The organism is Psychromonas saccharinae, assembly GCF_051201515.1.
In the GTDB taxonomy this organism is placed as follows: Bacteria; Pseudomonadota; Gammaproteobacteria; order Enterobacterales; family Psychromonadaceae; genus Psychromonas.
This window is the reverse complement of sequence record NZ_CP195153.1, coordinates 584,586-606,292: the sequence shown is the minus strand read 5'-3', so window position 1 is coordinate 606,292 and position 21,707 is coordinate 584,586. Positions and strand designations below refer to the sequence as shown.

Annotated in this window: 24 protein-coding genes; 20 read left to right on the top strand and 4 right to left on the bottom strand. The window is 38.7% G+C overall.

Annotated elements, in window-relative coordinates; all coding sequences use genetic code 11:
* Window positions 1-52 precede the first annotated feature (52 nt).
* The gene (locus ACR30L_RS02715; RefSeq protein ID WP_435236513.1) at window positions 53-1,843 is read left to right on the top strand and encodes an aminopeptidase P family protein; all 1,791 of its coding nucleotides are present in this window, start codon (window positions 53-55) and stop codon (window positions 1,841-1,843) included.
* A gap of 456 nt (window positions 1,844-2,299) precedes the next feature.
* On the opposite strand, the gene ACR30L_RS02710 is transcribed toward ACR30L_RS02715, so the two are convergent.
* Window positions 2,300-3,292 carry a sigma-54 interaction domain-containing protein gene (locus ACR30L_RS02710; RefSeq protein WP_435236512.1) on the bottom strand — a complete coding sequence of 331 codons (993 nt, stop codon included), beginning with the start codon at window positions 3,290-3,292 and terminating at the stop codon, window positions 2,300-2,302.
* Window positions 3,293-3,450: 158 nt separating this feature from the next.
* Between ACR30L_RS02710 and ACR30L_RS02705 the strand changes: the two genes are divergently transcribed.
* The 3 genes from ACR30L_RS02705 to ykgO all read left to right on the top strand — a co-directional run bounded on the left by ACR30L_RS02705 (window position 3,451) and on the right by ykgO (window position 5,045).
* Window positions 3,451-4,509 (top strand): sulfite exporter TauE/SafE family protein, encoded by a 1,059-nt coding sequence (locus ACR30L_RS02705; RefSeq protein ID WP_435236511.1) that lies wholly within the window; start codon window positions 3,451-3,453, stop codon window positions 4,507-4,509.
* A 144-nt stretch (window positions 4,510-4,653) separates the two neighbouring features.
* Window positions 4,654-4,902 carry a type B 50S ribosomal protein L31 gene (locus ACR30L_RS02700; protein ID WP_435236510.1) on the top strand — a complete coding sequence of 83 codons (249 nt, stop codon included), beginning with the start codon at window positions 4,654-4,656 and terminating at the stop codon, window positions 4,900-4,902.
* Between the two features lie 11 nt (window positions 4,903-4,913).
* On the top strand, window positions 4,914-5,045 hold the full coding sequence (ykgO, locus tag ACR30L_RS02695) for a type B 50S ribosomal protein L36 (protein WP_435236509.1): 132 nt from the start codon (window positions 4,914-4,916) through the stop codon (window positions 5,043-5,045).
* Between the two features lie 3 nt (window positions 5,046-5,048).
* Here the strand turns inward: ykgO and ACR30L_RS02690 are convergent, their stop codons facing one another.
* Window positions 5,049-5,678, bottom strand: coding sequence for an alpha-ketoglutarate-dependent dioxygenase AlkB family protein (locus ACR30L_RS02690; RefSeq protein WP_435236508.1), 630 nt, complete (start codon window positions 5,676-5,678; stop codon window positions 5,049-5,051).
* Window positions 5,679-5,922: 244 nt separating this feature from the next.
* On the opposite strand from ACR30L_RS02690, the gene ACR30L_RS02685 reads away from it, so the two are divergent.
* The 15 genes from ACR30L_RS02685 (at window position 5,923) to ACR30L_RS02615 (ending at window position 18,606) form a co-directional block, all read left to right on the top strand.
* Window positions 5,923-6,897 (top strand): dipeptidase, encoded by a 975-nt coding sequence (locus tag ACR30L_RS02685; protein WP_435236507.1) that lies wholly within the window; start codon window positions 5,923-5,925, stop codon window positions 6,895-6,897.
* Window positions 6,898-6,954: 57 nt separating this feature from the next.
* On the top strand, window positions 6,955-8,559 hold the full coding sequence (locus ACR30L_RS02680; RefSeq protein ID WP_435236506.1) for an ABC transporter substrate-binding protein: 1,605 nt from the start codon (window positions 6,955-6,957) through the stop codon (window positions 8,557-8,559).
* On the top strand, window positions 8,559-9,626 hold the full coding sequence (locus ACR30L_RS02675; protein WP_435236505.1) for an ABC transporter permease: 1,068 nt from the start codon (window positions 8,559-8,561) through the stop codon (window positions 9,624-9,626). The genes ACR30L_RS02680 and ACR30L_RS02675 overlap by 1 nt, the downstream gene beginning before the upstream one ends.
* Window positions 9,627-9,680: 54 nt before the next feature.
* On the top strand, window positions 9,681-10,601 hold the full coding sequence (locus ACR30L_RS02670) for an ABC transporter permease (RefSeq protein WP_435236504.1): 921 nt from the start codon (window positions 9,681-9,683) through the stop codon (window positions 10,599-10,601).
* On the top strand, window positions 10,601-11,479 hold the full coding sequence (locus ACR30L_RS02665; RefSeq protein ID WP_435236503.1) for an ABC transporter ATP-binding protein: 879 nt from the start codon (window positions 10,601-10,603) through the stop codon (window positions 11,477-11,479). Before ACR30L_RS02670 ends, ACR30L_RS02665 begins: the two co-directional genes overlap by 1 nt.
* Complete coding sequence (locus ACR30L_RS02660; protein WP_435236502.1) at window positions 11,476-12,273, top strand: ABC transporter ATP-binding protein; 798 nt, start codon at window positions 11,476-11,478, stop codon at window positions 12,271-12,273. The genes ACR30L_RS02665 and ACR30L_RS02660 overlap by 4 nt, the downstream gene beginning before the upstream one ends.
* Window positions 12,274-12,800: 527 nt before the next feature.
* Window positions 12,801-13,187 (top strand): hypothetical protein, encoded by a 387-nt coding sequence (locus ACR30L_RS02655; RefSeq protein ID WP_435236501.1) that lies wholly within the window; start codon window positions 12,801-12,803, stop codon window positions 13,185-13,187.
* A gap of 92 nt (window positions 13,188-13,279) precedes the next feature.
* Window positions 13,280-13,927: a glutathione S-transferase family protein gene (locus ACR30L_RS02650; protein ID WP_435236500.1), complete on the top strand. Its 648-nt coding sequence runs from the start codon at window positions 13,280-13,282 to the stop codon at window positions 13,925-13,927.
* Window positions 13,928-14,054: 127 nt separating this feature from the next.
* Window positions 14,055-14,600, top strand: a complete 546-nt coding sequence (locus ACR30L_RS02645; protein ID WP_435236499.1) for an elongation factor P hydroxylase — start codon at window positions 14,055-14,057, stop codon at window positions 14,598-14,600.
* A 170-nt stretch (window positions 14,601-14,770) separates the two neighbouring features.
* The gene (locus ACR30L_RS02640; protein ID WP_435236498.1) at window positions 14,771-15,754 is read left to right on the top strand and encodes an ABC transporter ATP-binding protein; all 984 of its coding nucleotides are present in this window, start codon (window positions 14,771-14,773) and stop codon (window positions 15,752-15,754) included.
* Window positions 15,738-16,544, top strand: coding sequence for an ABC transporter permease (locus ACR30L_RS02635; protein ID WP_435236497.1), 807 nt, complete (start codon window positions 15,738-15,740; stop codon window positions 16,542-16,544). The genes ACR30L_RS02640 and ACR30L_RS02635 overlap by 17 nt, the downstream gene beginning before the upstream one ends.
* 1 nt (window position 16,545) lies before the next feature.
* Window positions 16,546-17,349, top strand: a complete 804-nt coding sequence (locus ACR30L_RS02630) for an ABC transporter permease (RefSeq protein ID WP_435236496.1) — start codon at window positions 16,546-16,548, stop codon at window positions 17,347-17,349.
* A gap of 5 nt (window positions 17,350-17,354) precedes the next feature.
* On the top strand, window positions 17,355-17,705 hold the full coding sequence (locus ACR30L_RS02625; protein ID WP_435236495.1) for a DJ-1/PfpI family protein: 351 nt from the start codon (window positions 17,355-17,357) through the stop codon (window positions 17,703-17,705).
* 36 nt (window positions 17,706-17,741) lie between these two features.
* Complete coding sequence (locus tag ACR30L_RS02620) at window positions 17,742-18,281, top strand: AAA family ATPase (protein ID WP_435236494.1); 540 nt, start codon at window positions 17,742-17,744, stop codon at window positions 18,279-18,281.
* A 7-nt stretch (window positions 18,282-18,288) separates the two neighbouring features.
* Window positions 18,289-18,606 (top strand): hypothetical protein, encoded by a 318-nt coding sequence (locus ACR30L_RS02615; RefSeq protein WP_435236493.1) that lies wholly within the window; start codon window positions 18,289-18,291, stop codon window positions 18,604-18,606.
* A gap of 69 nt (window positions 18,607-18,675) precedes the next feature.
* Here ACR30L_RS02615 and ACR30L_RS02610 read toward each other — a convergent pair whose 3' ends face one another.
* Window positions 18,676-18,927: a hypothetical protein gene (locus tag ACR30L_RS02610; RefSeq protein WP_435236492.1), complete on the bottom strand. Its 252-nt coding sequence runs from the start codon at window positions 18,925-18,927 to the stop codon at window positions 18,676-18,678.
* 538 nt (window positions 18,928-19,465) lie between these two features.
* On the opposite strand from ACR30L_RS02610, the gene ACR30L_RS02605 reads away from it, so the two are divergent.
* Window positions 19,466-20,080 carry a hypothetical protein gene (locus tag ACR30L_RS02605; protein ID WP_435236491.1) on the top strand — a complete coding sequence of 205 codons (615 nt, stop codon included), beginning with the start codon at window positions 19,466-19,468 and terminating at the stop codon, window positions 20,078-20,080.
* A gap of 55 nt (window positions 20,081-20,135) precedes the next feature.
* On the opposite strand, the gene ACR30L_RS02600 is transcribed toward ACR30L_RS02605, so the two are convergent.
* Window positions 20,136-21,383 carry a hypothetical protein gene (locus ACR30L_RS02600; protein WP_435236490.1) on the bottom strand — a complete coding sequence of 416 codons (1,248 nt, stop codon included), beginning with the start codon at window positions 21,381-21,383 and terminating at the stop codon, window positions 20,136-20,138.
* Between the last annotated feature and the right edge of the window lie 324 nt (window positions 21,384-21,707).

The following is a 21,707-nucleotide window of genomic DNA, read 5'->3' as shown; positions in this document are numbered from 1 at the left end:
CAAAGTTACATGACCTGCCTCTTTGCTCTTCATACTATTTACGGACTCAACTATGACTCAAAGCATCGAACAAAAACTACGTGCTATCCGCCAACATATGGCTGACCAACACCTAGACGCCTTCATTGTCCCTCGTGCAGATGAATATTTAGGGGAATACGTTCCCGAGCATAACCAACGACTACATTGGTGTAGTGACTTTACCGGTTCTGCGGGAACGGTCATTATTTTAAAAGATCGTGCTGCTATTTTTACCGATGGCCGTTATACCATCCAAGTTAGACAACAAGTCAATGCCGACTTTTTCGAGTTCTACCATCTAGTCGACACCCCACATGTGGGATGGCTAAGTGAGCAATTGCCTGCAGGTGCAACGGTTGGCTTTGATTCAAAGGTGCATAACTTAAATTGGTATAAAACAAGTGTTCGCACGCTTTCAGAAAAACAGATTAACCTTGTCGCTGTTACACAAAATCCCATTGATCTTAGTTGGACTGACAGACCAACACCAACGCAACATATGGGGTTATTGTTAGATCAGAAATATACCGGCCTTTCAAGTTTAGCAAAGCGTCAACAAATTGGGGCTGAAATTGCCAAGCAAGGCGCCAATGCAAGCTTTATCAGTGCGCTCGATTCAATTGCCTGGTTACTCAATATTCGCGGTAAAGATATCCATTGTTTTTGTGTCATCTTAGGGAGTGCCGTATTAATGCAAGATGGCTCAATGACCTTTTTCACTGATCTTGCCAAGATCCCTGCCGGTTTTGCAGAGCATGTTGGTGAAGGTGTTACCGTACTTGCAGAATCACAAGCGACGGCAACGTATCAATCACTCGGTCAACAAAAATTAACTATCTTAGCCGATCCTGAAACATCGAATGCATTTAGCCTATTAACGGCAGAAAAAGCAGGTGCAACATTAATTGCAGGACTCGATCCCGTTGCCACACCTAAAGCATGTAAAAACAGCACAGAATTAAACGGTATGCAACAGGCTCATATTCGCGATGGTGCTTCGGAAGTACGTTTTTTATGTTGGTTAGAAAATGAAGTTGCACAGGGGAAATTATACGATGAAGGCTTCCTGTCTGATAAATTAACGACGTTTAGAGCCAGTAACGATCTGTACGTAGAATTGAGTTTTGATACCATTTCAGCAGCCGGTTCAAATGCTGCAATGTGCCACTACAACCATTTAAACGGAAAACCGGCCACACTCCCCATGAATAGTATTTATCTGGTTGATTCAGGTGCGCAATACCTCGATGGTACAACGGATATTACCCGTACTGTGGCGATTGGCACACCGTCCGATGAACATAAAAAAATGTTTACGCTGGTATTAAAGGGTCACATTGCACTTGCGCAGGTAAAATTCCCCGTCGGCACTAACGGTAGCCAACTCGATGTGCTTGCACGTCAATTCCTATGGCAACAGGGCTATGATTACGATCACGGAACAGGCCATGGGGTCGGTTGTTTCTTGAATGTACACGAAGGCCCTCATCGCATTGCTAAAAACTCAAATGGCGTTGCCTTACAACCAGGTATGGTTGTTTCCAATGAGCCGGGATACTACAAACAAGATGGTTATGGAATCCGCTGTGAAAACTTAGTTTATGTTGCCGATAAAGGGCTCGCGCATGACGGTAAAAAATTCTATCAATTTGAGACCTTAACGCTAGTACCCTTTGATTTGAATTTGATCGATACATCTTTATTAACTAAAAATGAAGTTAACTGGATCAATAATTATCATGCAGAAGTAAAACAAAAAATATCACCACTATTAACGGGAGCAGATTTAGCTTGGTTAGAACAAGCAACTCGACATATCTAACAATCCTTCCCCAAGCGATAAGTAACATTCTGGCTCGGAATAACATAAAAAATACATTCCGAGCCAATTAATAAGTAACATTTATCTTCAATATATACCCGTTACCATTCAAGATGCAGAAATCAGCAAGACGAGAGGTGAGCAGATTCTAGGCATAAAGGGGAAGATCTAACGGGTTAAATCGAGACTTTATAACAACGAAGATGTTTGCCTCTCGTCTTGCCCTGCGGGTCACTAGCTCGTTTCTTATAAATCATGGCAATACTGCGTTATAACATTCGATAAGGACTAGCCATTAAAGATGTAAAGTCTTGTTTTTACATCTACCAATAGAGGATTAACGCAGTTAATCGCTCGAAAGGTCATCATGTTACGCCTTGCCTTGGTATCCGAGCTAGTGACTGATAAACGCATCTTGATTAGTAACGGGTATAAAACGACGTAATTCAATTGCGCTCATTGAGTAGACTTTGGTAGAGCAGTAATATTTAATTTACGCATTTTTGAACGTAATGTGCTGGGATTAAGCCCGAGTTTTTTCGCCGCACCAAATGGTCCTTCAATACGCCCGTAACACGCCACGAGGACTTTGTTAATATGTGCAATAATCACTGCATCGAGTGTTTCATTTTCGGGCTGTGTATTAATTTCACCACTTTCAACATTACAAGACAACGAGGATGAAGATGGATAATGACCAATCGCTTGTTCAATCTGCAACACGCCCGTCGACTCCCCTAGTAAAACGGCACGATTAATAACTGATGCGAATTCACGAATATTACCCGGCCATGAATAACGCCGCAGTTGTTCTATCTCTGATAATTCAATTTTCATTGGCCTTATGCCGAAACGTTGTGTCGCTTGATCCACAAAATACCGAGCAAAACTGTCAATATCTTGTTTTCTATCGCGCAATGGTGGGATCACTAAAGGAAAAGCTGATAAACGATAATATAAATCTTCCCTGAATTGCTTATGGGCAATCATCTCTAATAAATCTTTATGAGTCGCTGCAACAATGCGTACATCCGTTTGTTGTACCTTCTCTCCTCCGACTCGAGTGAACGTTCCATCTTGTAACACACGCAATAACCGTACCTGTGCACCAAGGGATAATTCCCCTACTTCATCCAGAAAAAGCGTACCTTTATCGGCGCGCTCAAACCATCCTCGATGGGTACCTGTCGTCCCAGTAAAAGACCCTTTTTCGTGCCCAAATAATTCAGAATCAATCAACTCAGGAGAAAGCGCCCCACAGTTAACTCGGTTAAAAACTTGATTATAACGAGGCGAGCGTTCATGGATAAGCTGGGCAACCACTTCTTTACCACTCCCCGTCTCGCCATGTAACAAGACAGGAAGATCTTTAGGCGCAACAATATTGACTCGCGCCATCACGCTAGCAAGTCCCGACGTTTCTCCGATTATATTTGCTGTCTGTGTCATAAAACTAATAATCCTCTTTATTTAACGGAATATCCATACAAAACAAATGGAAATAAATATTAAATTAAAAATTAAACTATTAATCAATAAGTTAAGAAATGGCATAAACAATGCTCTTCTCTGCTCGGTATAACCGCTACAGAATAAGGAGAAAAATAATGCACAATACAAATCAATATATTCCTAAGAAACAATTACTTTCTCATGAACATCTCAATAACATAACCGAAAACAAAGTATTCAATAAAAAAATGGGCTGGGAAATTGCCCAATACCAAGAACAACAATCGATAAAACATCGCATGCGTTTCAAAGCAAAAGAACTCAAAGCATCTTTGTGGGCACTTGCCGTTTTATCCATTGTGTTTGGACTAAGCTGTTGGTTAGCAACCACACCATTCAATAGCACACCGGGTATTGTAAGCAATCAATGGAACATTATCTGGTCAGTCACACTGCTTGCTATGATTTTTGAGTTCTTAGATTCAGCCGCTGGAATGGGATATGGAACAGCCTTTACCCCACTATTATTGATATTCGGATACGAACCTTTACAAATTATCCCGGCTATCATGATTCAACAAGCCAGTGCAGGGTTAACCAGTGCCTATATTCATAAGGAATATGGCAATGTTGAATGGCATATTCACCCTATATCAGAAACCGTTAAATTATGGCTAATTATTGCAAGCATGGGGATATTGGCAGGCGTATTTTCAATCACGTCTGTTTATGGTTTATTGCATGTAGCTCAAGTATGGATCAAACTTTATGTGGTTGTTCTTTTATTAGCAATGGGAATTATTTCCCTTATTAATGCGAAAAAAGTGCCCACTTATCATCCCAAACGTATGTTTTTCTTTGGTGCACTTGCAGGTTTTAACAAAGGGATAGGCGGCGGTGGATATGGCCCTGTTGTCACCATTGGCGGACTTTTCTCTGGCGTACCTGCAAAAACAATGATGGCTATCACCGCATTTGCAGAAGGCACCGTTTGTATTGCATCAATTATTACTTGGTTCTGTTTACTAAACCATGGAGTTGTTATTAACTTTATTTTATTACCTTCAATGATCCTAGGTAGCATTTTTGCTGTTATTGCCGCTCCCTATGCTATCCGTGTTTTCCCAGAAAAAATGTGGAAAAAACTCGTACCTTTGTACTGTTGTATACTTGCAATCCTTTGTTTATGGAAATTAATCCCCTCTCTTTTTTAATCAATACTTATTCACAAAAAGTTTCGACCTCGCAATAAAACAGCGTCCAATTTTTTCTAAATGAGAATAAATTCTATTTGCAATTTGTTTTATAAACGATATAAAATGCTATGTTATAACATAATTTAAATACAGAGGTAAATAATGCGAGATAATATCCACCCCAATTATCGTACCGTCGCTTTTCATGACACACGTGTTGATCAGTATTTCCTAATCGGCTCAACGGTTGAAACAAACAAAACCGTTGTCCGCGATGGTGTCGAATATCCCTATATGAGCTTGGATGTATCTAGTGCTTCTCATTCTTTCTATACGGGTGAACAAAGGATCCATGACGGTGAGGGGCGCGTTGCGCAATTCAAACGTCGTTTCAAACTAAGCAGTAAATAAGGAATAGGTTAATGAAAGTATTAAATTCGCTAAAAGGGGCAAAGCAACGTCACCCAGACTGTCAAATCGTAAAAAGAAAGGGACGTTTATTTGTTATCTGTAAATCCAATCCAAGATTTAAAGCGACGCAGGGCAAAGGATAAACACTAGTATTTGGAGCGTTCATCGATAGTCCTAAAGGTTAAATTAATTCGAGGCGTATCGACTTTTTTAGTGGGAGGAAGTCGATGCAACCAATGACTCTGGGTTTCACCTTTCATCACCAATAAACTGCCATGTTGTAAAAATACGGATAAAGTTTGTTGGTTAACCTTATGTTTGAAGGAGAACTTACGTTCTGCACCTAAACTCAAAGATCCTATCGCCCCATTTTTAAGAAGATCTTTCTCGCCATCACTATGCCAAGCCATTCCTTCATCGCCAGTATGATATAAATTGAGTAAGCAAGCGTTAAAACAATGCCCACTTTTTTCTTCAATAATTTTTTTTAGCTCCACCAGCTCTTCAATCCAAGGCAAAGCATGTTTAGTACTATTTGAATAGGTATAACTGAAGGGCTTATCGCCATACCAAGCTACTTTTCGCTTAGTCAGAATCTGCTTTCCAAAAATATTAGCCTGGTCGCTTTGCCATTTTATTTTATTGAATAACGCATCAAAATACCGATTCGCCTGTTCAAAGGGAATCAAGATACCGTGGTATTCAACCACACCATCATAATCAACCACTTTAATTGGCGTTTCTTCAATCTCAGCGAATAAGTCTCTGTTTTGCAATTAGATTACCTTCTGTCATTTATCTCTCCAACCACCTGTTTAACTATCATAATTTTAACGATAACAATAAGTTGGCACGTTTATTCCATAGTTAGATTAAATTAAGAGATAAATCTCTATTTATTAAGTATTCATCGTTCTGCTTGCACAATAATAAGACGCACTTGCACTCTGATGATGAAAACACATTTTACCTGATGAAATTATAATCACCTGATTTTTACAGCTTATAAAGGAGTACGCCTTGTCACTAACACCCGCTTGGGATGCACATACCTGTGTTCCTTTATTTCCTGAATATGATCTAGCCTCGCTACAACGCCATATCGACTGTGGTGCCTATTATATATCAATCAATATCGGCATGGATTTTAATCCGTTAAGCGATATCATCCAGATCATAGCAGGATTTAGAAAGCGTATCAGCGAACTCGATTTTTTAATCCAAGTAGAAAGTTTTGCGGATGTTGAACGTGCTCAACGCGAAGGTAAATTGGCCATTTCCTTTGATTTAGAAGGCGGCGTTCCCTTGCATGAAAGCCCTGCAATGGTCGGATTACTTGCCAAACTTGGGGTACGACAAATACACTTAGCCTACAACCGCAGTAACTCCCTTGCAGGCGGTTGTCATGATCAAGACCTTGGCCTGACACAGAAAGGCCGAGATATCGTTGATGCAATCAATGCCAATAAATTATTCATGGATGTTTCCCATACCGGATATCGCACCAGTATGGAAATTTTCGAATATTCAAATAAACCGGTGATTATTAGTCATGGTAATCCACGTGCATTAAAGGATCACGGTCGAAATTATCGCGATGACCAACTGCAAGCCTGTGCTGCAACCGGTGGCGTGGTGTGCATTAATGGTGTCGCACGATTCTTAAACTCCGCACAAGCCAGCGCAGAAAGCATGGTCGAAGCCATTGATTATCTCGTTCAATTAATTGGACCAACCCATGTTGGCGTTGGTTTAGATTATGTCTATGACAATCATTTAGATGATGGCCCTGAAGGTTTAGATACCAATCTTTGGTGGCCCCCCGAACATGGTTACGGAAAATCAAATGATGGATTTTTAAATCTATTATTCGCCCCACCAGAACGTTTTTTAGAAATGTCAGTACTACTTGAAAAACGCGGTTACAAACAATCGGATATCGCCGCTATCTATGGAAGCAATATGAACACCCTAGCGCAAAAAATTTGGTGTTAACAACGCATTGGAAATAAATCCCTTGGCTCTACGCTCAGGAAATATGGAGATAACAATATGAAGACAATTTTTAAAAAAGCACGTCACCTAGCGGGAGTCACAGGCTTAGCCCTTGCACTCTCTACGGGGACAGTATCTGCAGCAACGCCTAAAGATTCATTAGTTGTCGGTTGGCAATTCGATGACATTATCACCTTAGATAGTGCGGAGGCTTTTGAATTTTCAGGTTCTGAAGTTATCGGTAATACTTACGACCGTTTAATTAGTTATGATCCAAATGATGTATCAAAAATATTTGGCCAAGCAGCAGAAAGTTGGACAATCAGTGAAGATGGTAAAACATTTACCTTTAAAATTCGTAAGGGAATTAAATTCGCTTCGGGTAATGAAATGACAGCTGAAGATGCTGCATTTTCATTACAGCGTGCGGTTATCTTAAATAAAGCACCAGGTTTTATATTGACTCAATTCGGTCTTGATGAAACCAATGTAAAAGACAAAGTTAAAGCCATTGATGCGAATACGCTCGTCTTTGAAACCGATAAAGCTTACGCTCCAACTTTTGTTTTATACTGTTTAACGGCAACCATTGCATCGGTTGTGGATAAAGAAGAAGTAATGAAACATGAAGTCGATGGTGATATGGGACTGGCTTGGTTACGTACTCATTACGCAGGCTCTGGTCCTTTTAAAGTAGAACAGTGGAAACCTTCTGAAATTGTTGTATTAAGTGCCAATCAAAATTATTGGGATGGCGTTCCTGCCATGAAAAATGTGTTTATTCGTCATATCGGTGAATCTTCTGTTCAACAATTACTACTTGAGAAAGGTGATATTGATATTGCTCGTAATCTCGAAACGGAACAATTAAAAAGTGTCGCAGAAAGCAAAGATATTAAATTAATCAAGAAAGGTAAAGGTACACTTTATTACCTTTCAATGAATATGAAAGATCCTATCCTAGCTAAGCCTAAAGTACAGCAAGCGCTTAAATACCTGATCGATTACAAAGGGTTAGCAGATACAGTTTGGGATGGTCGTGGTCAAATACAACAGGCATTCCTACCTAAAGGTTTTCTCGGTGCATTGGAAGACCAACCTTTCTCATTGGATATTGAAAAAGCAAAAGGATTATTAGCTGAAGCGGGTTACCCCGATGGTTTCGATGTTGAGTTAATCGTTAGAAACAGCCCTATTCGTGTTGATACGGCAAAATCAATTCAAACAACCTTCGCTAAGGTCGGCATCAACGTTAAATTAATCCCGATGGATGGCAAGCAAGTGTTAACCGTATACCGTGCTCGTAAACACCAATTATTCTTTGGTACTTGGGGGCCTGATTACCAAGACCCTCATACAAATGCAGATACCTTTGCTAAAAACTTAGACAATAGTGATGATGCTAAATCTAAACCCGTCGCATGGCGTAACGCTTACGCACCAGAGCAAATGACTAAAGATACCCTTGCTGCGTTAGTGGAACGCGATGCAGATAAACGTGCAGCAATGTATTTAGCCATTCAAAAAGAACATCAACAAACCGCACCTTTCGCCTTTGTTATGCAAGAACAAGAAGTGGCTGGCGTGCGTGAGAATATCGATGGATTTGTATTAGGCCCATCCTTCGATAGTAACTCTTACAAAGATGTTGTGAAAAAATAATGGGAAGTTCATTATCAAAGGGCGGTTCTTTAGCCGCCTTTTCTTCTTTTTATGCTAAAAAAGCAAAGCCATTCGTACACTTTTTCAGTATGTTGGCGATGACTTTTTTCGGCTTGCTATTACTCACCTTTGTCATTGGTCGAATGATGCCAACGGATCCCGTTATTGCTGTTATTGGCGATAAAGCAACGGAAGCACTATATCAAGCAACCTATCTTGAAATGGGATTAGATAAACCCATTATTACCCAGTTTTTCTACTATCTCGATGGGATATTACACGGCGATTTAGGTACCTCTGTTCGGACCGCCAATTTAGTATCTGATGATATCCTTAACTATTTTCCTGCCACCTTAGAACTCGCCACCCTTGCAACTATTTTTGGTATGTTAATTGGCATTCCGATGGGTGTATTGGCAGCCGTCAATCAGAATAAATGGCAAGATAATATAGTTCGAATTTTTGGGCTAATTGGCCATAGCGCACCAATATTTTGGTTAGCGATGATTGCGATTGTCATTTTTTATCAACATTTAGATTGGGTCGCTGCTCCAGAAGGAAGACTCAGTGTCATGTATGAATATACGCTACCGAAGGTAACCAATATGGTATTGGTGGATACTCTATTAGCGCGAGATTGGGATGCATTTAAAGATGCCTTTGCCCATATTATTTTACCCGCGTCTTTACTTTCCTATTACAGTATTGCCTACCTCAGTCGTATGACGCGTTCATTTATGCTCGATCAACTCAATCAAGAATATATTATTACGGCACGAGTAAAGGGTGTTTCTGAAACCGCGATTATCTGGAAACACGCACTCGGTAATGCTTGGGTGCCTTTGATCACCGTTATTGCCCTTACCTACGCTTCTCTCTTAGAAGGTTCGGTGTTAACAGAAATTGTATTTTCTTGGCCAGGATTAGGTCGTTACATTACCGATGCCCTACTTGCAGCAGACATGAATGCAGTACTTGGCGGCACGATTGTGGTCGGTTTAGTGTTTATACTCTTAAACTTAACCTCTGATTTGCTCTATAAAATCTTCGATCCGAGAGCAAAATAAGCATGCATATTATTAAACATTTCTCATCAAGAAGTGCTAACAAGGTTTTTCAAAATGACTGAGTTAAAAGGTTGGCTGTTAGCCGAAAACCCAGATTCAAGAACACAGGCAGCATTTGGACGTGGCTACTTAGGTTGGCTACGTTTCTATCATAATCCACTTGCAATGATTGGTTTTGTGATTGTCCTTGCGTTGCTATTAATGGCAATCTTTGCCCCTTATATTGCCCCTGAAGATGTGACCAGTGGACTCACGGGTGACGCCCTTAAAAATGGGCGCTTTCTTCCCCCTTCTGCTGAACATTGGTTTGGAACCGATGGTCAGGCTAACGATGTGTTTAGTCGCATTATTATCGGTAGTCGTATTACCTTATTTATTGTTGCGATCGTTATTTTCACCGCCCCTGTATTAGGTTTTATTATCGGTACGGTTTCCGGTTACTTTGGTGGTTGGGTCGATATATTGTTAATGCGCATTACCGATGTATTTCTCGCTTTTCCTAAATTAGTACTCGCATTAGCACTAGCTGCGGCATTAGGTCGTGGCTTAGAATCCGCTATTTTCGCAATTGCAATCACGTCTTGGCCTGCCTACGCACGACTCGCTAGAGCCGAAACATTAACCATTCGTAATACCGATTATTTAGCAGCGGCAAAACTACAGGGCGCTGGTCATTGGCGATTAATTTCAGGCCATATCATGCCACTTTGTTTATCCTCACTAATTGTTCGTGTGACCTTAGATATGGCGGGCATTATTTTGACTGCAGCGGGGTTAGGCTTCCTAGGTTTAGGGGCACAGCCTCCAACACCAGAATGGGGCGCAATGATTGCAGAAGGACGCGACTATATTCTCAGTTACTGGTGGTTAGCGACCTTTCCTGGTATTGCAATTTTTACCGTCGCACTTGGCTTTAACCTCCTTGGTGATGGTCTGCGTGATGTATTAGATCCTAAATCAGGAGGCCAGCATTAATGACTTATATCGATGATAATCAGGATCATTTACTGGAAGTAAAAAATCTCAATGTGGAATTTCCGTCGGTGCATGGTGCTGTTCATGCCGTTCGTGATATCTCTTTCAAAATGGGTCATGAGAAAATAGCCATTGTAGGTGAATCAGGTTCGGGGAAATCACAAACTGGTCGCGCGATATTAGGACTAAGCCCAGGGAATGTCAGCGCAGAAAAACTCATTTTTGATGGTGTCGATTTGCAAGGATTATCCACCCGAGATTATCGCGAGATCCGTGGAAAACGTATTTCAATGGTAATGCAAGATCCTAAATACTCACTTAATCCCGTTATGACTATCGGTAAACAAATGATCGAAGCCTGCCAAATTCAAATGAAGGTTTCTAAAAAACAAGCGATATCTCGTTGTATTGAAATGCTTGAAGCCGTTCGTATTCGACATCCGCAACGGGTTTTTAATGCCCATCCCCATGAAGTTTCAGGCGGCATGGGACAACGCATTATGATTGCAATGATGTTACTGTCGAGCCCAGACCTATTAATTGCCGATGAGCCGACCTCAGCATTAGATGTAACCGTGCAATTACAAGTACTAGCGATTATGGATGATCTCGTCAAAGAGCGTGGAATGGGACTTATTTTAATTTCCCATGATTTGCCCTTAGTCGCGAGTTTCTGCGATCGCATCTTAGTGATGTATGCCGGAAGAATTGTCGAAGAGCTAGAAGCCAGTAAGTTAGATCAAGCGCAACATCCTTATACCAAAGGGTTGCTTTCCTGCTTACCCAATAACGCGATTAAAGGACAACCCTTAGCAACATTACAACGTCAAGATAGTTGGCTAAATGGGACCTTAAATGCACAGGGTAAATTACTATGAACGACCAACAAACACCTGCAATTGCAATCAATGACTTATCTATTCACTTTGGTAGCGGAGAAGAATTAGTCAAAGCCGTTAATCATGTTTCCTTTGATGTACCAGCTCAACAATCCTTTGGCTTGGTCGGCGAGTCTGGCTCGGGTAAATCAACCATTTTACGTGCACTTGCAGGGTTAAATACGCATTGTAATGGGCAAATGTTACTTGAAGGTGAAGCATTACAAAGTAAACGTAATAAAGCCTTTTATAAAAAAGTACAGATGGTCTTCCAAGACCCCTATGCATCTCTTCACCCTCGGCATACCATCGATAAAATACTCGCGGAACCGCTTGCCATTCATGGATTTAAAGATACCGAACAACGTATCGCCAAGGTCATGGATCAAGTTGCCCTACCGAATAAATTCCGATTTCGTTATCCACATCAATTATCAGGTGGGCAACGTCAACGCGTCGCCATTGCCAGGGCCTTAATTTTAGAACCGAAGATTTTATTACTGGATGAACCGACCTCTGCGCTCGATGTTTCCATACAGGCGGAAATTCTCAATTTATTGAATCAATTACGTAAAGAATTATCGTTAACTTACCTATTAGTCAGTCATGATTTAGCGGTTGTTTCTTATATGTGTGAGCAAATTGCCGTAATGCAACATGGTAAATTAGTTGAACTGTTGCAGGTCGATCAACAAGGGAAAACTGACGCTAAAGATCCGTATACTTTACAACTTAATTTAGCCTCAAAGGGTTACGATCGCGCTGTTATTGAACAATTTATTGACCATGACTAACGATTAATAAGTAAATTATTTCTATTTCATTTACATCGATATAATCAATCACAACCTGATTATATCGATAATTCAGGTAATATTAAGCGAGCATAAACGACACCTGCCCCTCCGACAACCTACAGTACTGAACTGTTATCTCTATTTATACCCGTTACCATTCAAGATGCAGAAATCAGCAAGACGAGAGGTGAGCAGATTCTAGGCATAAAGGTGAAGATCTAACGGGTTAAATCGAGACTTTATAACAACGAAGATGTTTGCCTCTCGTCTTGCCCTGCGGGTCACTAGCTCGAACACCAATACTGCGTTATAACATTCGATAAGGACTAGCCATTGTCATCATGTTACGCCTTGGTATCCGAGCTAGTGACTGATAAACGCATCTTGATTGGTAACGGGTATATATAAATTATCATGCAATCCATGACGGGTGTGCTTAAATTAATGCGAAGAAAACATTAGCTAGGTAAAATACATCGGTATAAATGACAATTGAAATACAAACCGCTCACCAAAGGGTCAATATGCAAGATAAACTTCCAATTACCATCACCTCAGAGGGCCAATTTTCAAATGCACTAACGCCGTTATTACATAAACTTGAAATGTGGCTAAATTTTCAAGCTTTAAAAGCTAATTGGTATGAAAATGAAGAATCCATTTTAGCCTTTCACTTTACCTTAATTAGACAACTAGAAGAGAAACCTCAAGTATCACTAGCCAACCATTGGACTATAGGTCCCGGGTACGCATTTTTATATAATAGTGATAAGTTAACAACTAACGCTTATATCACCATTGCAGATTTAGTAAAAAATCCCCACAACATAGAACACACCATAAAATCTCGACTCACGGAAGTTACTAATGCCGTCGTTATACAGCATGGATTTGATCGCATTAAATGTTAATCGACTTCACTAACCTAAGGTGCAAATCAAAGGTAGAGTTTGATTATTAAATAAGCTATGTTGAGACTCTAAACTAATCCAAAGGAGTAATAATGCAGTTATTTATCGGTAACAAAAACTATTCGAGCTGGTCTCTGCGGGCATGGTATTTAATGAGTAAATTTGACGTAAAATTTGATGAAACATTGTTGGCTCTCGACACCACCGATTTCTATGATGAATTAGAAAAGCATTTTAGCGTCCAAAAGGTGCCAGCCATTATCGATGGTGATTTGGCAGTATGGGATTCATTAGCAATCAATGAGTATATTAATGACGCCTATCTATCAGGCTCAGCACTACCCAAAGATCTTAAGCAACGCGCTAAAGCTCGGGCATTAAGTGCCGAAATGCATGCAGGATTTATGGGTGTGCGCAGTGAAATGCCAATGAATATCCGCGCAACACGCCATGTCGATCTTTCAGCAACGGCATTAAAAGATATTGCACGTATTGATGAAATATTTTCTCAACAGCAATCTGAGTTTCCCAATGCTTGGTTGTTTGGTGAATTTAGCATTGCCGATGCGATGTATGCCCCCATTGTCTTACGCTTCAAAACCTATCAAATTAACTTATCTGCAGCAGCTCAAGCCTATTGTGAACATGTTTTAAAATGCCCCGTACTACAAACGTGGATTACACAAGCGCTTACTGAAACTGCAATTGTGCAAGAAGATGAAGCAGGTGTAGAAGTGTAATAAACAGGTATCGAAGCCTTAATCCCTAACCTTACTAAGGCTTTTTACTTTACGCTTAAATACTCGTACAATTTGGCTCATTTTTTAAAACCCATAATTTATATTTTTTAAAGAGTTTTATACAACTATGCACCAAATAAACGACCTTATTGCTATTTTTGAACGGGTATTTTTTCAAGATTATAATACCCGTTTAATCAAAGGTGATGACGAACCTATCTATCTTCCTGCTGATACGAAAACGCCTTTCCATCAAATCATATTTGCACATGGGTATTTTTCTAGTGGGTTACACGAGTGCTCTCACTGGCTAATTGCCGGAGAAGCACGCCGTAAGTTAGAAGATTTCGGCTATTGGTATTGTCCCGATGGGCGCGATCTACAAAAACAAATGGAATTTGAAAAGGTAGAAATCAAGCCTCAAGCAATAGAATGGATGCTATGTGTTGCAGCGGGGTTTAAATTTAATGTTTCCGTGGATAATTTGAATGGTGAACAAACGGATCGATTTGCCTTTCAAGCGCGTGTACATGCGCAGGTTTTAACCTATCTTGAGCAGGGTGTTAATCAACGTACTGAAAAATTATTGAAGGCATTAAGCGAATTCTATAAAACACCTTGGCCATTAACTGCCGCGCAATTTGATTACGTATTTCCCGAGCATAATGATTAAACATCAAAACCCAACTAAAAACAGATTCCCTAACCTTTAATAAGCTTTATTTTTGATATTATAGTGACCCAGCATTAGATTTACACTTAATGTCCTTTTAAAATACAAGTGATTTTGTTGTAATCCTTCATTTATTTTTACAATATCACTCAGTATTTTTTGGGAAGGAAATGGAAACAGTCATCGATGCAAAGGGCATTAAAAAAGTTTACAAAATAAGCAAAAGAGCCAAGGGATTGTTCGGTCATATCGCCAACTTATTTTATCCTCAATATACTTATAAACATGCTATTGATAACATCAATCTAACCATAAAAAAAGGCGATGCCGTTGGGTTTATTGGCGCAAATGGTGCGGGTAAATCAACGACGATCAAAATACTGAGCGGAATCCTATCACCAACAGAAGGCAGCGTTACTGCGCTTAATGTCAGTCCTCATAAACAAAGAAAACAATATGTTGCCCAAATAGGGGCAGTATTTGGACAAAAATCTCAATTAGCTTGGGATTTACCAATTATTGACAGCTTTCATTTATTACAAAAAATATACCGTATCCCAGAGGATAAATTTCAGAAAAATCTTGCTCAATTTACAAAAATTCTCGATATGCAAAGCTTTATTGAGCAACCAGTACGACAACTCTCTCTAGGTCAACGTATGCGCGCAGATATTGCCGCTTCACTTTTACATTCACCGGAATTAGTGTTCTTCGACGAACCCACCATTGGCTTAGATGTAGTTGCTAAAGAACGGATCCGGGCATTTATTCGTTATATGAATAAAGAACTTGGCGTGACAATTATCTTTACCACCCATGATATGCAAGATATCGAAAAAACGTGCGATAAATTAATCATTATTGATAAGGGGAAAAAGATCTACGATGGCACTGTGAATGGAATTAAAAACCATTTTGGTAGTGAAAGAAAACTCATTGTTCAGTTTTCAGAGGAACATCAAATAGCAGAAATCCCTAATGTTCAAATAAAACACAATAATGCGATAAGCAAAGAATTTTTATTTAAAAGTAAAGATGTCCCGATCAAATCGCTTATTCAACATATCTTTGAAAACTATCATGTCCAAGATTTAACCATCAGTGAACCTGATATCGAGGAAATTGTAAGGGATATTTATGAAAAAGGTGTTTGATTTCAGCGTTTACTTTGCTTTCACAAAAACGGCTTTTTTAAACAAAATGGTTTATCGTTTCGATTATTTAATCGGCATGCTTAATACCTGTATTCAACTCTTTATCGCCTGCCTTATTTGGAAAACATTATATGGCAACAATGAGGTCATCGATGGCATTAGCTTTTCAATGGTTGTCACCACCATCATTATTAGCCAAGGTTTATCAAATGCCTATAGCATTAATGATCAACTCGTTTCAGCCAAGGTAAGGGACGGATCAATTGCTTACACATTACTCATGCCGATTAGCTTTCGTGCACAAATATTTGCCGAAACATTGGGAGAAATACTGTTTCGAATTATATCCAACTTCCTGCCAGCATTAATCATATTCAGCCTCGCCGTTGATATTTTACCCCCCAAGGATCTGATCGCGTTCCTCATGTTTCTCTGCAGTATTACCCTCGGGTTTATGGTGCTCTGGATGATCAGCTCCATTGTCCAATATTCTTCCTTTTGGATCCTAAGTGTTTGGAGTTTATCGACGATAAAAAACGCGCTAATAAGGGTCTTATCTGGGGCAGTAATACCACTTTGGTTTATGCCAGAAACCATTGTAAAGTGGGTTGATTACACGCCATTTAGCGCTATTTATTTTATTCCAATTCGGATTTATTTGGGTGATATAAGTATCGACGAATCAGGGGCCTATTTCGCACAACAGATCCTATGGATCATTATTATGTATGTGATCAGCAGTATCATGTGGGCTAAAGGCAAGCAGCAAATAGTCATCCAAGGAGGGTAATATGAATACGCTAGCACTTTTTTTACATTATTCGGCTATCACCATGAAGTCATGGTTCCAATATAAAGTCGATGCAATTTTGCGCTCCCTTGCCGTATTTCTGCGTGAAGCATCAAGCATTATTATTATCTATTTTATGCTACTTAAATTTGAAACCATTAATGGTTGGAATGTTAATGAGCTTCTTTTTCTGTTTAGTTTTATCTTTTTTACTTACGGTCTTTTCATCCTATTTTTTACCGGTCTTCGCGACTTTGAAGGATTAGTCAACAAAGGAACATTTGACCGTTTTTTATTAAGGCCTCGAGGGTTAATTTTTCAAATAATTGCATGCAAAGTTGATTGGTTTGCAGCAATAGGCCATGGCACGTTAGGATGGATGTTATTTATATATTCAGCAAATAATATCAATATAGAATGGAATTACCTGACTATTACCTACTGTACTTTCGCGATTATTAGCGGTGTGTTAATTCAAGGTGCACTCTTTTTATTTTTAGCATCCTTAAGTTTTACATTGATTAAAATATCTAATCTTAGGCAAATGCTTTACTGGAATACGAGAAAGTTTGCAGGATACCCTATCAGTATTTTTCACGGTTCAATCAAGTTTTTACTAATTTATATTGTCCCCTTTGCATTTGTTAATTATTTCCCAGCACAATATTTATTAAGAAAAAGTGATCTAGCTGATTTTCCTATTATGTATATCTATATCGCACCACTTGTCGGCTTTGTTTTGTATGCATTAGCATACTGTTACTGGATATACAGCTTAAAGTTTTATAAAAGCACCGGTAATTAAACCAGATGAGTACTAAATCAATGCCAGAAGGCAAGGGACCAAAGGTTATTCTATTTCTTTGCCAAGGTATAGTAACTTACGAAGCCAGTGTCGATGCATCATCTATCGCTAAAATTGGCATTCTTAATGACCGTAAAAGCACAACTTATCATTTAGACCATAAACGGCTGTATCAGATGCAAGAAATGGGCGTTAATATTATTCATAATCCTGTGGTTGTTGATAATAATGTAATCACATCAACAAGCCCTTCTGCTGGGTTAAATGTCGCTTTTATGCTTGTAGAAAAACTAACTTCGTTGGCTAATTTAAAACAAGTTAAGAAAGGGATGGGCTTTTCTGATAAGCATATCTAATATTATTTCACTGATAATTAAGAGCAATATTCTCCAATGAAACGTATTAATGTGATTGGCACGAGTGGTAGTGGAAAAAGCACTTTTAGCCGTAAACTCTCTGAAAAGCTAAATTATCCCTATCTAGAAATGGATAAAATGTTTTGGAAACCAAACTGGGTAGAAGCATCTGATCAAGAGTTTTTCACTACCCTAACCAATCAAATTTCTCAACCTAGCTGGGTCTTAGATGGTAACTATAACAAAACAGCATCTATTAAATGGGCTGATGTTGATACGATCATTTGGATAGATTACTCCTTTGTTAGAACAGTGTTTCAAGCCATTAAACGTGCATTAATTCGATCAATAACCAAACAAGAATTTTGGGAAGGGACTGGAAATATCGAAACCTTTAGAAAATCTTTTTTCAGTAAAAAATCGATTATTTGGTGGACCTTAACAACCTACAAAAAAAATAAAATTAGATACCAAGCGTTACTTAAGGATCCCACTTATAAACATATCCACTTTGTGCGGATAACCAACCCAAGGATGGCCAAAAAATATATTAGCCAAGGACACAACACACATTAAGGAATGTATGATGATTGCATTACGAGATCTACAAGAAAAAATCGTTAATACGCGTAAAGACAGAGACTTTGTTACCGATCCATTAAAGTTACAAATATTACTAACAGAAGAAGTTGGAGAAATATCTGCGGAGTTAAAACGTCTATGGTCCGATAACTATCCCCCCTTTTCTAAAGAACGAATTGCTAATGAGATTGCCGATGCATTTGTCTTATTATCTGCACTCGCTTCTGGATTTGAAGTTGACTTAGAAAGTGCGGTCGACGCAAAATTCTTTAAGGCCGACAACCAAAGAAAATGGGCCACTGCAAACAAAAAGGCCTAATGACAAGACTTTAGTGGGTAGGATAAACAGGCGCGGTACCTAGCTGCAAATCTAAGCACCGCGCAGGGATTACGTTTTGACCTTCGCAAGTTCTAAATATCTAAGATAACGAACGGTACGTTGTGCTTGAATTGCAGCAGGAAATCTTTCTCCAACAACAAAACCATCACTTTGGATACCAATATCTTGCATTAAATGCTGGCTAAGATATAAAAATGCCACTTTTTCAGCTCGGTATTTTTTCTGTTTTTTACGCAGCTCATTATTAATATCAGCTTTGATAAGTGTGGTTGCAAGTACTAAATAAATTGATTGACGCATAACGCCTCTCCTTTTTAATTATAAAAAGAAGGTCTTGGATAAAAGTAGGGCTTTAAAGATAGATTTTCACTTGTTAAGTCACTTTTATCCGTGACCTAAAAGTAAAACTTAGGATACGAATTTATTGCTTATGATGGTTTAATCGACCGGTTAAATTGGCGGTTGAAGAAATCAGAACATAAGAACACAGCATGTTTTTCAGATGTAAATTGTTCATGTTGCCTCCTTGGATTCTTAGCAGTAAAAACGTAAATGGGGTGTAACTCGTTGTCAGTTTATTATCAAAACTGAGTACATAGGTATATTAACGAGTTAACTGTATTAATCAACCGTTAATTTATTATTTTTTGATTATTTATGTATTTTACTTCTTAGTATCCGTCCCCCTTATTAATTCGCGATATAACCTTCCATTCCAATTAACGTTGAAGCTCAATTGCTTTCCTCTAAGAGCCTACTAATCTTATAATTGGAACATAACTTGCTAAGTGGGTTATAAACGTCAAAATAACCACTAACATGAATAGGATTTTAAAATATGGGAATAACATCTAAATTGTTATCACTGCTTACATTGTCTGTTATTTCAATGGGCGCTTTTGCCAGTATTATTACTTTTGATGACAGAACGGCTTATGAAAATTATGTTAATACTTATACGGTTGATACTTTAAACACTGCATATGGTAATAGTTATTCAGATCTAAGTAATTCAGACTATAGTTGGACAATGTCTGATTATGCTTGCGTTAATAGTTGGGGATGTAATGGGTATGGTGTAAACAATCCGTTTGTAAGCTATGGCAACGATTGGGTTTGGACCTATTCTTCTGGTGAATTTAACCTTAACCTCGCTGTGACTGCTTTTGGCTTAGATTATAGTAACCCCTATTATACTTCGACAGCACAGGTTGGTCTAAACGGTTTAAATAGCGGTGTTAATCCAAATGGCTCCTTTTTCGGTATCGCCACGGATGATGGAACAACTTTTTCATCGATTAATTATACGCAATTCAGCTATTTCCAAGCTTTCGATAATATTACTTACTCAACCACATCGAATGGCTCCGTTAGCGTTCCAGAGCCAGCTACTTTCGGATTTTTTCTCTTTGCCTTACTGACCTTCGGTATACTGAAACAAAGAAAATCATAATACAAACATCAATTTATCCACTCCTAGTTCCGGAGTGGATATTTTATGACTGAATTTACTGTTCAAAAACAACAGCATGGCTCTTTATTTGATCATCTTTTTTATTACCACTCTGCATAATATTTTGCAATTTCACTAGGCCTAAAGATTCAACCTGTAATTTTTCATCTTCCACCATCCATTGCTGAATATTCATTCCATACTTTTTATTATCGGTTGCTTGTACGTCATTCAATAGCGCGGTTATTTTGCCCGCACCAAGTTCCGTTAATTGAATACCATCATCAGCGCCCTTAGTAACCTTTACTTTAAATAAATTGGCGTTAATGTTTCCTGCATCTTCTTCATCTATTTTAATCGCTTCTTTTAAGGTATTAGTAGCAACAACGTTATAAAGTAAAACATTCGCATCACCCGCGCCTTCTTCATCAAAATCAAGTCCTTGATCATTATTATTAGTCAGCATCACATTAATCAATTTTACATCGATTTCTCCAGGTCCTGCTTCATCAATATCAAAAGCATCATCTAAATCAGATTCGTTATAAAAACCATTCTCGTTGAGTACAACGTTAATCATATTTGCTTGAACACCGCCATTACCGCCTTCATCAAGCTCAATACCATCACCACCATTATGTGAAATATCTGTATCAACGATATCGGCGGTAATATCACCATTACCTCGCTCATCGACACGAATACCATCAAAATCGATTGCCCCAGTTCCGTTATTAATAAATTTAGAATGACTAATTTGTAAGTGAACACCAATATCAGCACCGATGTCACCATCATCGAGTTCATTGCTATTATCATCAATATGAAGGCCATATAATCGCGAGTCTAATACACTGACATTATTCAAAGTAAGCATGGCATCATTGCCCTTTGCTTCAACGGGAATCGTCACCACAATGCCACGAGTATGACTTTTTACAACGGATAAATTATGAAGACTAATGTTCGCAGCGGTATTAAACATTAAGCTACCATCCTGAGTGCGAACCGTTGTCATTTTTTCTACATCATCGTAAAAGCTTTCTGATTTCCCCGCCTTTTCCCCATTAATTTCAGCATCATTCCCCTCGATTAATAGTGCTTGCTGACCAGTATAAATAATAGGAGATGTAAGCTGGATTTTTGCCTCTTTTTTAAAGGTTATTTGACTAATATTTTTATCTGAATTTGCCGCCGTGATTGCTTTTCTTAAACTCGCTTCATCACTAACTTTATTCATTGCAAAAGTCGGTAACGATATTATTGCGGCTAATAACACACTATGTACAACATACTTATTCATCGCTCATCCCTAGGGTAATTTTTTAAAGAATCGCATTCTATAAGGTTATTGTGACATTAATATTTCGATAGGATAATTAATGTCATATTGTTAAGCTCGATTTCAGATGGAAAAACGTTCAATCAGCCTCCCTATTCTAGCGTTTGCAATCATCAACAGACTAGATATTAACCATAAAGTTGAATACACTAACAATAAAAAGGGAATCACTTTTCCTCTCCATCACATTCATTTAACAAACACATTTTGTTTAACATTCTGCTCACATTTACACTTATTCCTAATTGACTTTAATTTTACTGTACGTAATGTGAGCACTTGTTG

Excerpts from the sequence above, each read along its gene's own strand:
- ACR30L_RS02715 (WP_435236513.1), top strand. The coding sequence starts at position 53 with ATGACTCAAAGCATCGAACAAAAACTACGTGCTATCCGCCAACATATG.
- ACR30L_RS02710 (WP_435236512.1), bottom strand. The coding sequence starts at position 3,292 with ATGACACAGACAGCAAATATAATCGGAGAAACGTCGGGACTTGCTAGC.
- ACR30L_RS02705 (WP_435236511.1), top strand. The coding sequence starts at position 3,451 with ATGCACAATACAAATCAATATATTCCTAAGAAACAATTACTTTCTCAT.
- ACR30L_RS02700 (WP_435236510.1), top strand. The coding sequence starts at position 4,654 with ATGCGAGATAATATCCACCCCAATTATCGTACCGTCGCTTTTCATGAC.
- ykgO (WP_435236509.1), top strand. The coding sequence starts at position 4,914 with ATGAAAGTATTAAATTCGCTAAAAGGGGCAAAGCAACGTCACCCAGAC.
- ACR30L_RS02680 (WP_435236506.1), top strand. The coding sequence starts at position 6,955 with ATGAAGACAATTTTTAAAAAAGCACGTCACCTAGCGGGAGTCACAGGC.
- ACR30L_RS02675 (WP_435236505.1), top strand. The coding sequence starts at position 8,559 with ATGGGAAGTTCATTATCAAAGGGCGGTTCTTTAGCCGCCTTTTCTTCT.
- ACR30L_RS02670 (WP_435236504.1), top strand. The coding sequence starts at position 9,681 with ATGACTGAGTTAAAAGGTTGGCTGTTAGCCGAAAACCCAGATTCAAGA.
- ACR30L_RS02665 (WP_435236503.1), top strand. The coding sequence starts at position 10,601 with ATGACTTATATCGATGATAATCAGGATCATTTACTGGAAGTAAAAAAT.
- ACR30L_RS02660 (WP_435236502.1), top strand. The coding sequence starts at position 11,476 with ATGAACGACCAACAAACACCTGCAATTGCAATCAATGACTTATCTATT.
- ACR30L_RS02655 (WP_435236501.1), top strand. The coding sequence starts at position 12,801 with ATGCAAGATAAACTTCCAATTACCATCACCTCAGAGGGCCAATTTTCA.
- ACR30L_RS02650 (WP_435236500.1), top strand. The coding sequence starts at position 13,280 with ATGCAGTTATTTATCGGTAACAAAAACTATTCGAGCTGGTCTCTGCGG.
- ACR30L_RS02645 (WP_435236499.1), top strand. The coding sequence starts at position 14,055 with ATGCACCAAATAAACGACCTTATTGCTATTTTTGAACGGGTATTTTTT.
- ACR30L_RS02640 (WP_435236498.1), top strand. The coding sequence starts at position 14,771 with ATGGAAACAGTCATCGATGCAAAGGGCATTAAAAAAGTTTACAAAATA.
- ACR30L_RS02635 (WP_435236497.1), top strand. The coding sequence starts at position 15,738 with ATGAAAAAGGTGTTTGATTTCAGCGTTTACTTTGCTTTCACAAAAACG.
- ACR30L_RS02630 (WP_435236496.1), top strand. The coding sequence starts at position 16,546 with ATGAATACGCTAGCACTTTTTTTACATTATTCGGCTATCACCATGAAG.
- ACR30L_RS02625 (WP_435236495.1), top strand. The coding sequence starts at position 17,355 with ATGAGTACTAAATCAATGCCAGAAGGCAAGGGACCAAAGGTTATTCTA.
- ACR30L_RS02620 (WP_435236494.1), top strand. The coding sequence starts at position 17,742 with ATGAAACGTATTAATGTGATTGGCACGAGTGGTAGTGGAAAAAGCACT.
- ACR30L_RS02615 (WP_435236493.1), top strand. The coding sequence starts at position 18,289 with ATGATGATTGCATTACGAGATCTACAAGAAAAAATCGTTAATACGCGT.
- ACR30L_RS02610 (WP_435236492.1), bottom strand. The coding sequence starts at position 18,927 with ATGCGTCAATCAATTTATTTAGTACTTGCAACCACACTTATCAAAGCT.
- ACR30L_RS02605 (WP_435236491.1), top strand. The coding sequence starts at position 19,466 with ATGGGAATAACATCTAAATTGTTATCACTGCTTACATTGTCTGTTATT.
- ACR30L_RS02600 (WP_435236490.1), bottom strand. The coding sequence starts at position 21,383 with ATGAATAAGTATGTTGTACATAGTGTGTTATTAGCCGCAATAATATCG.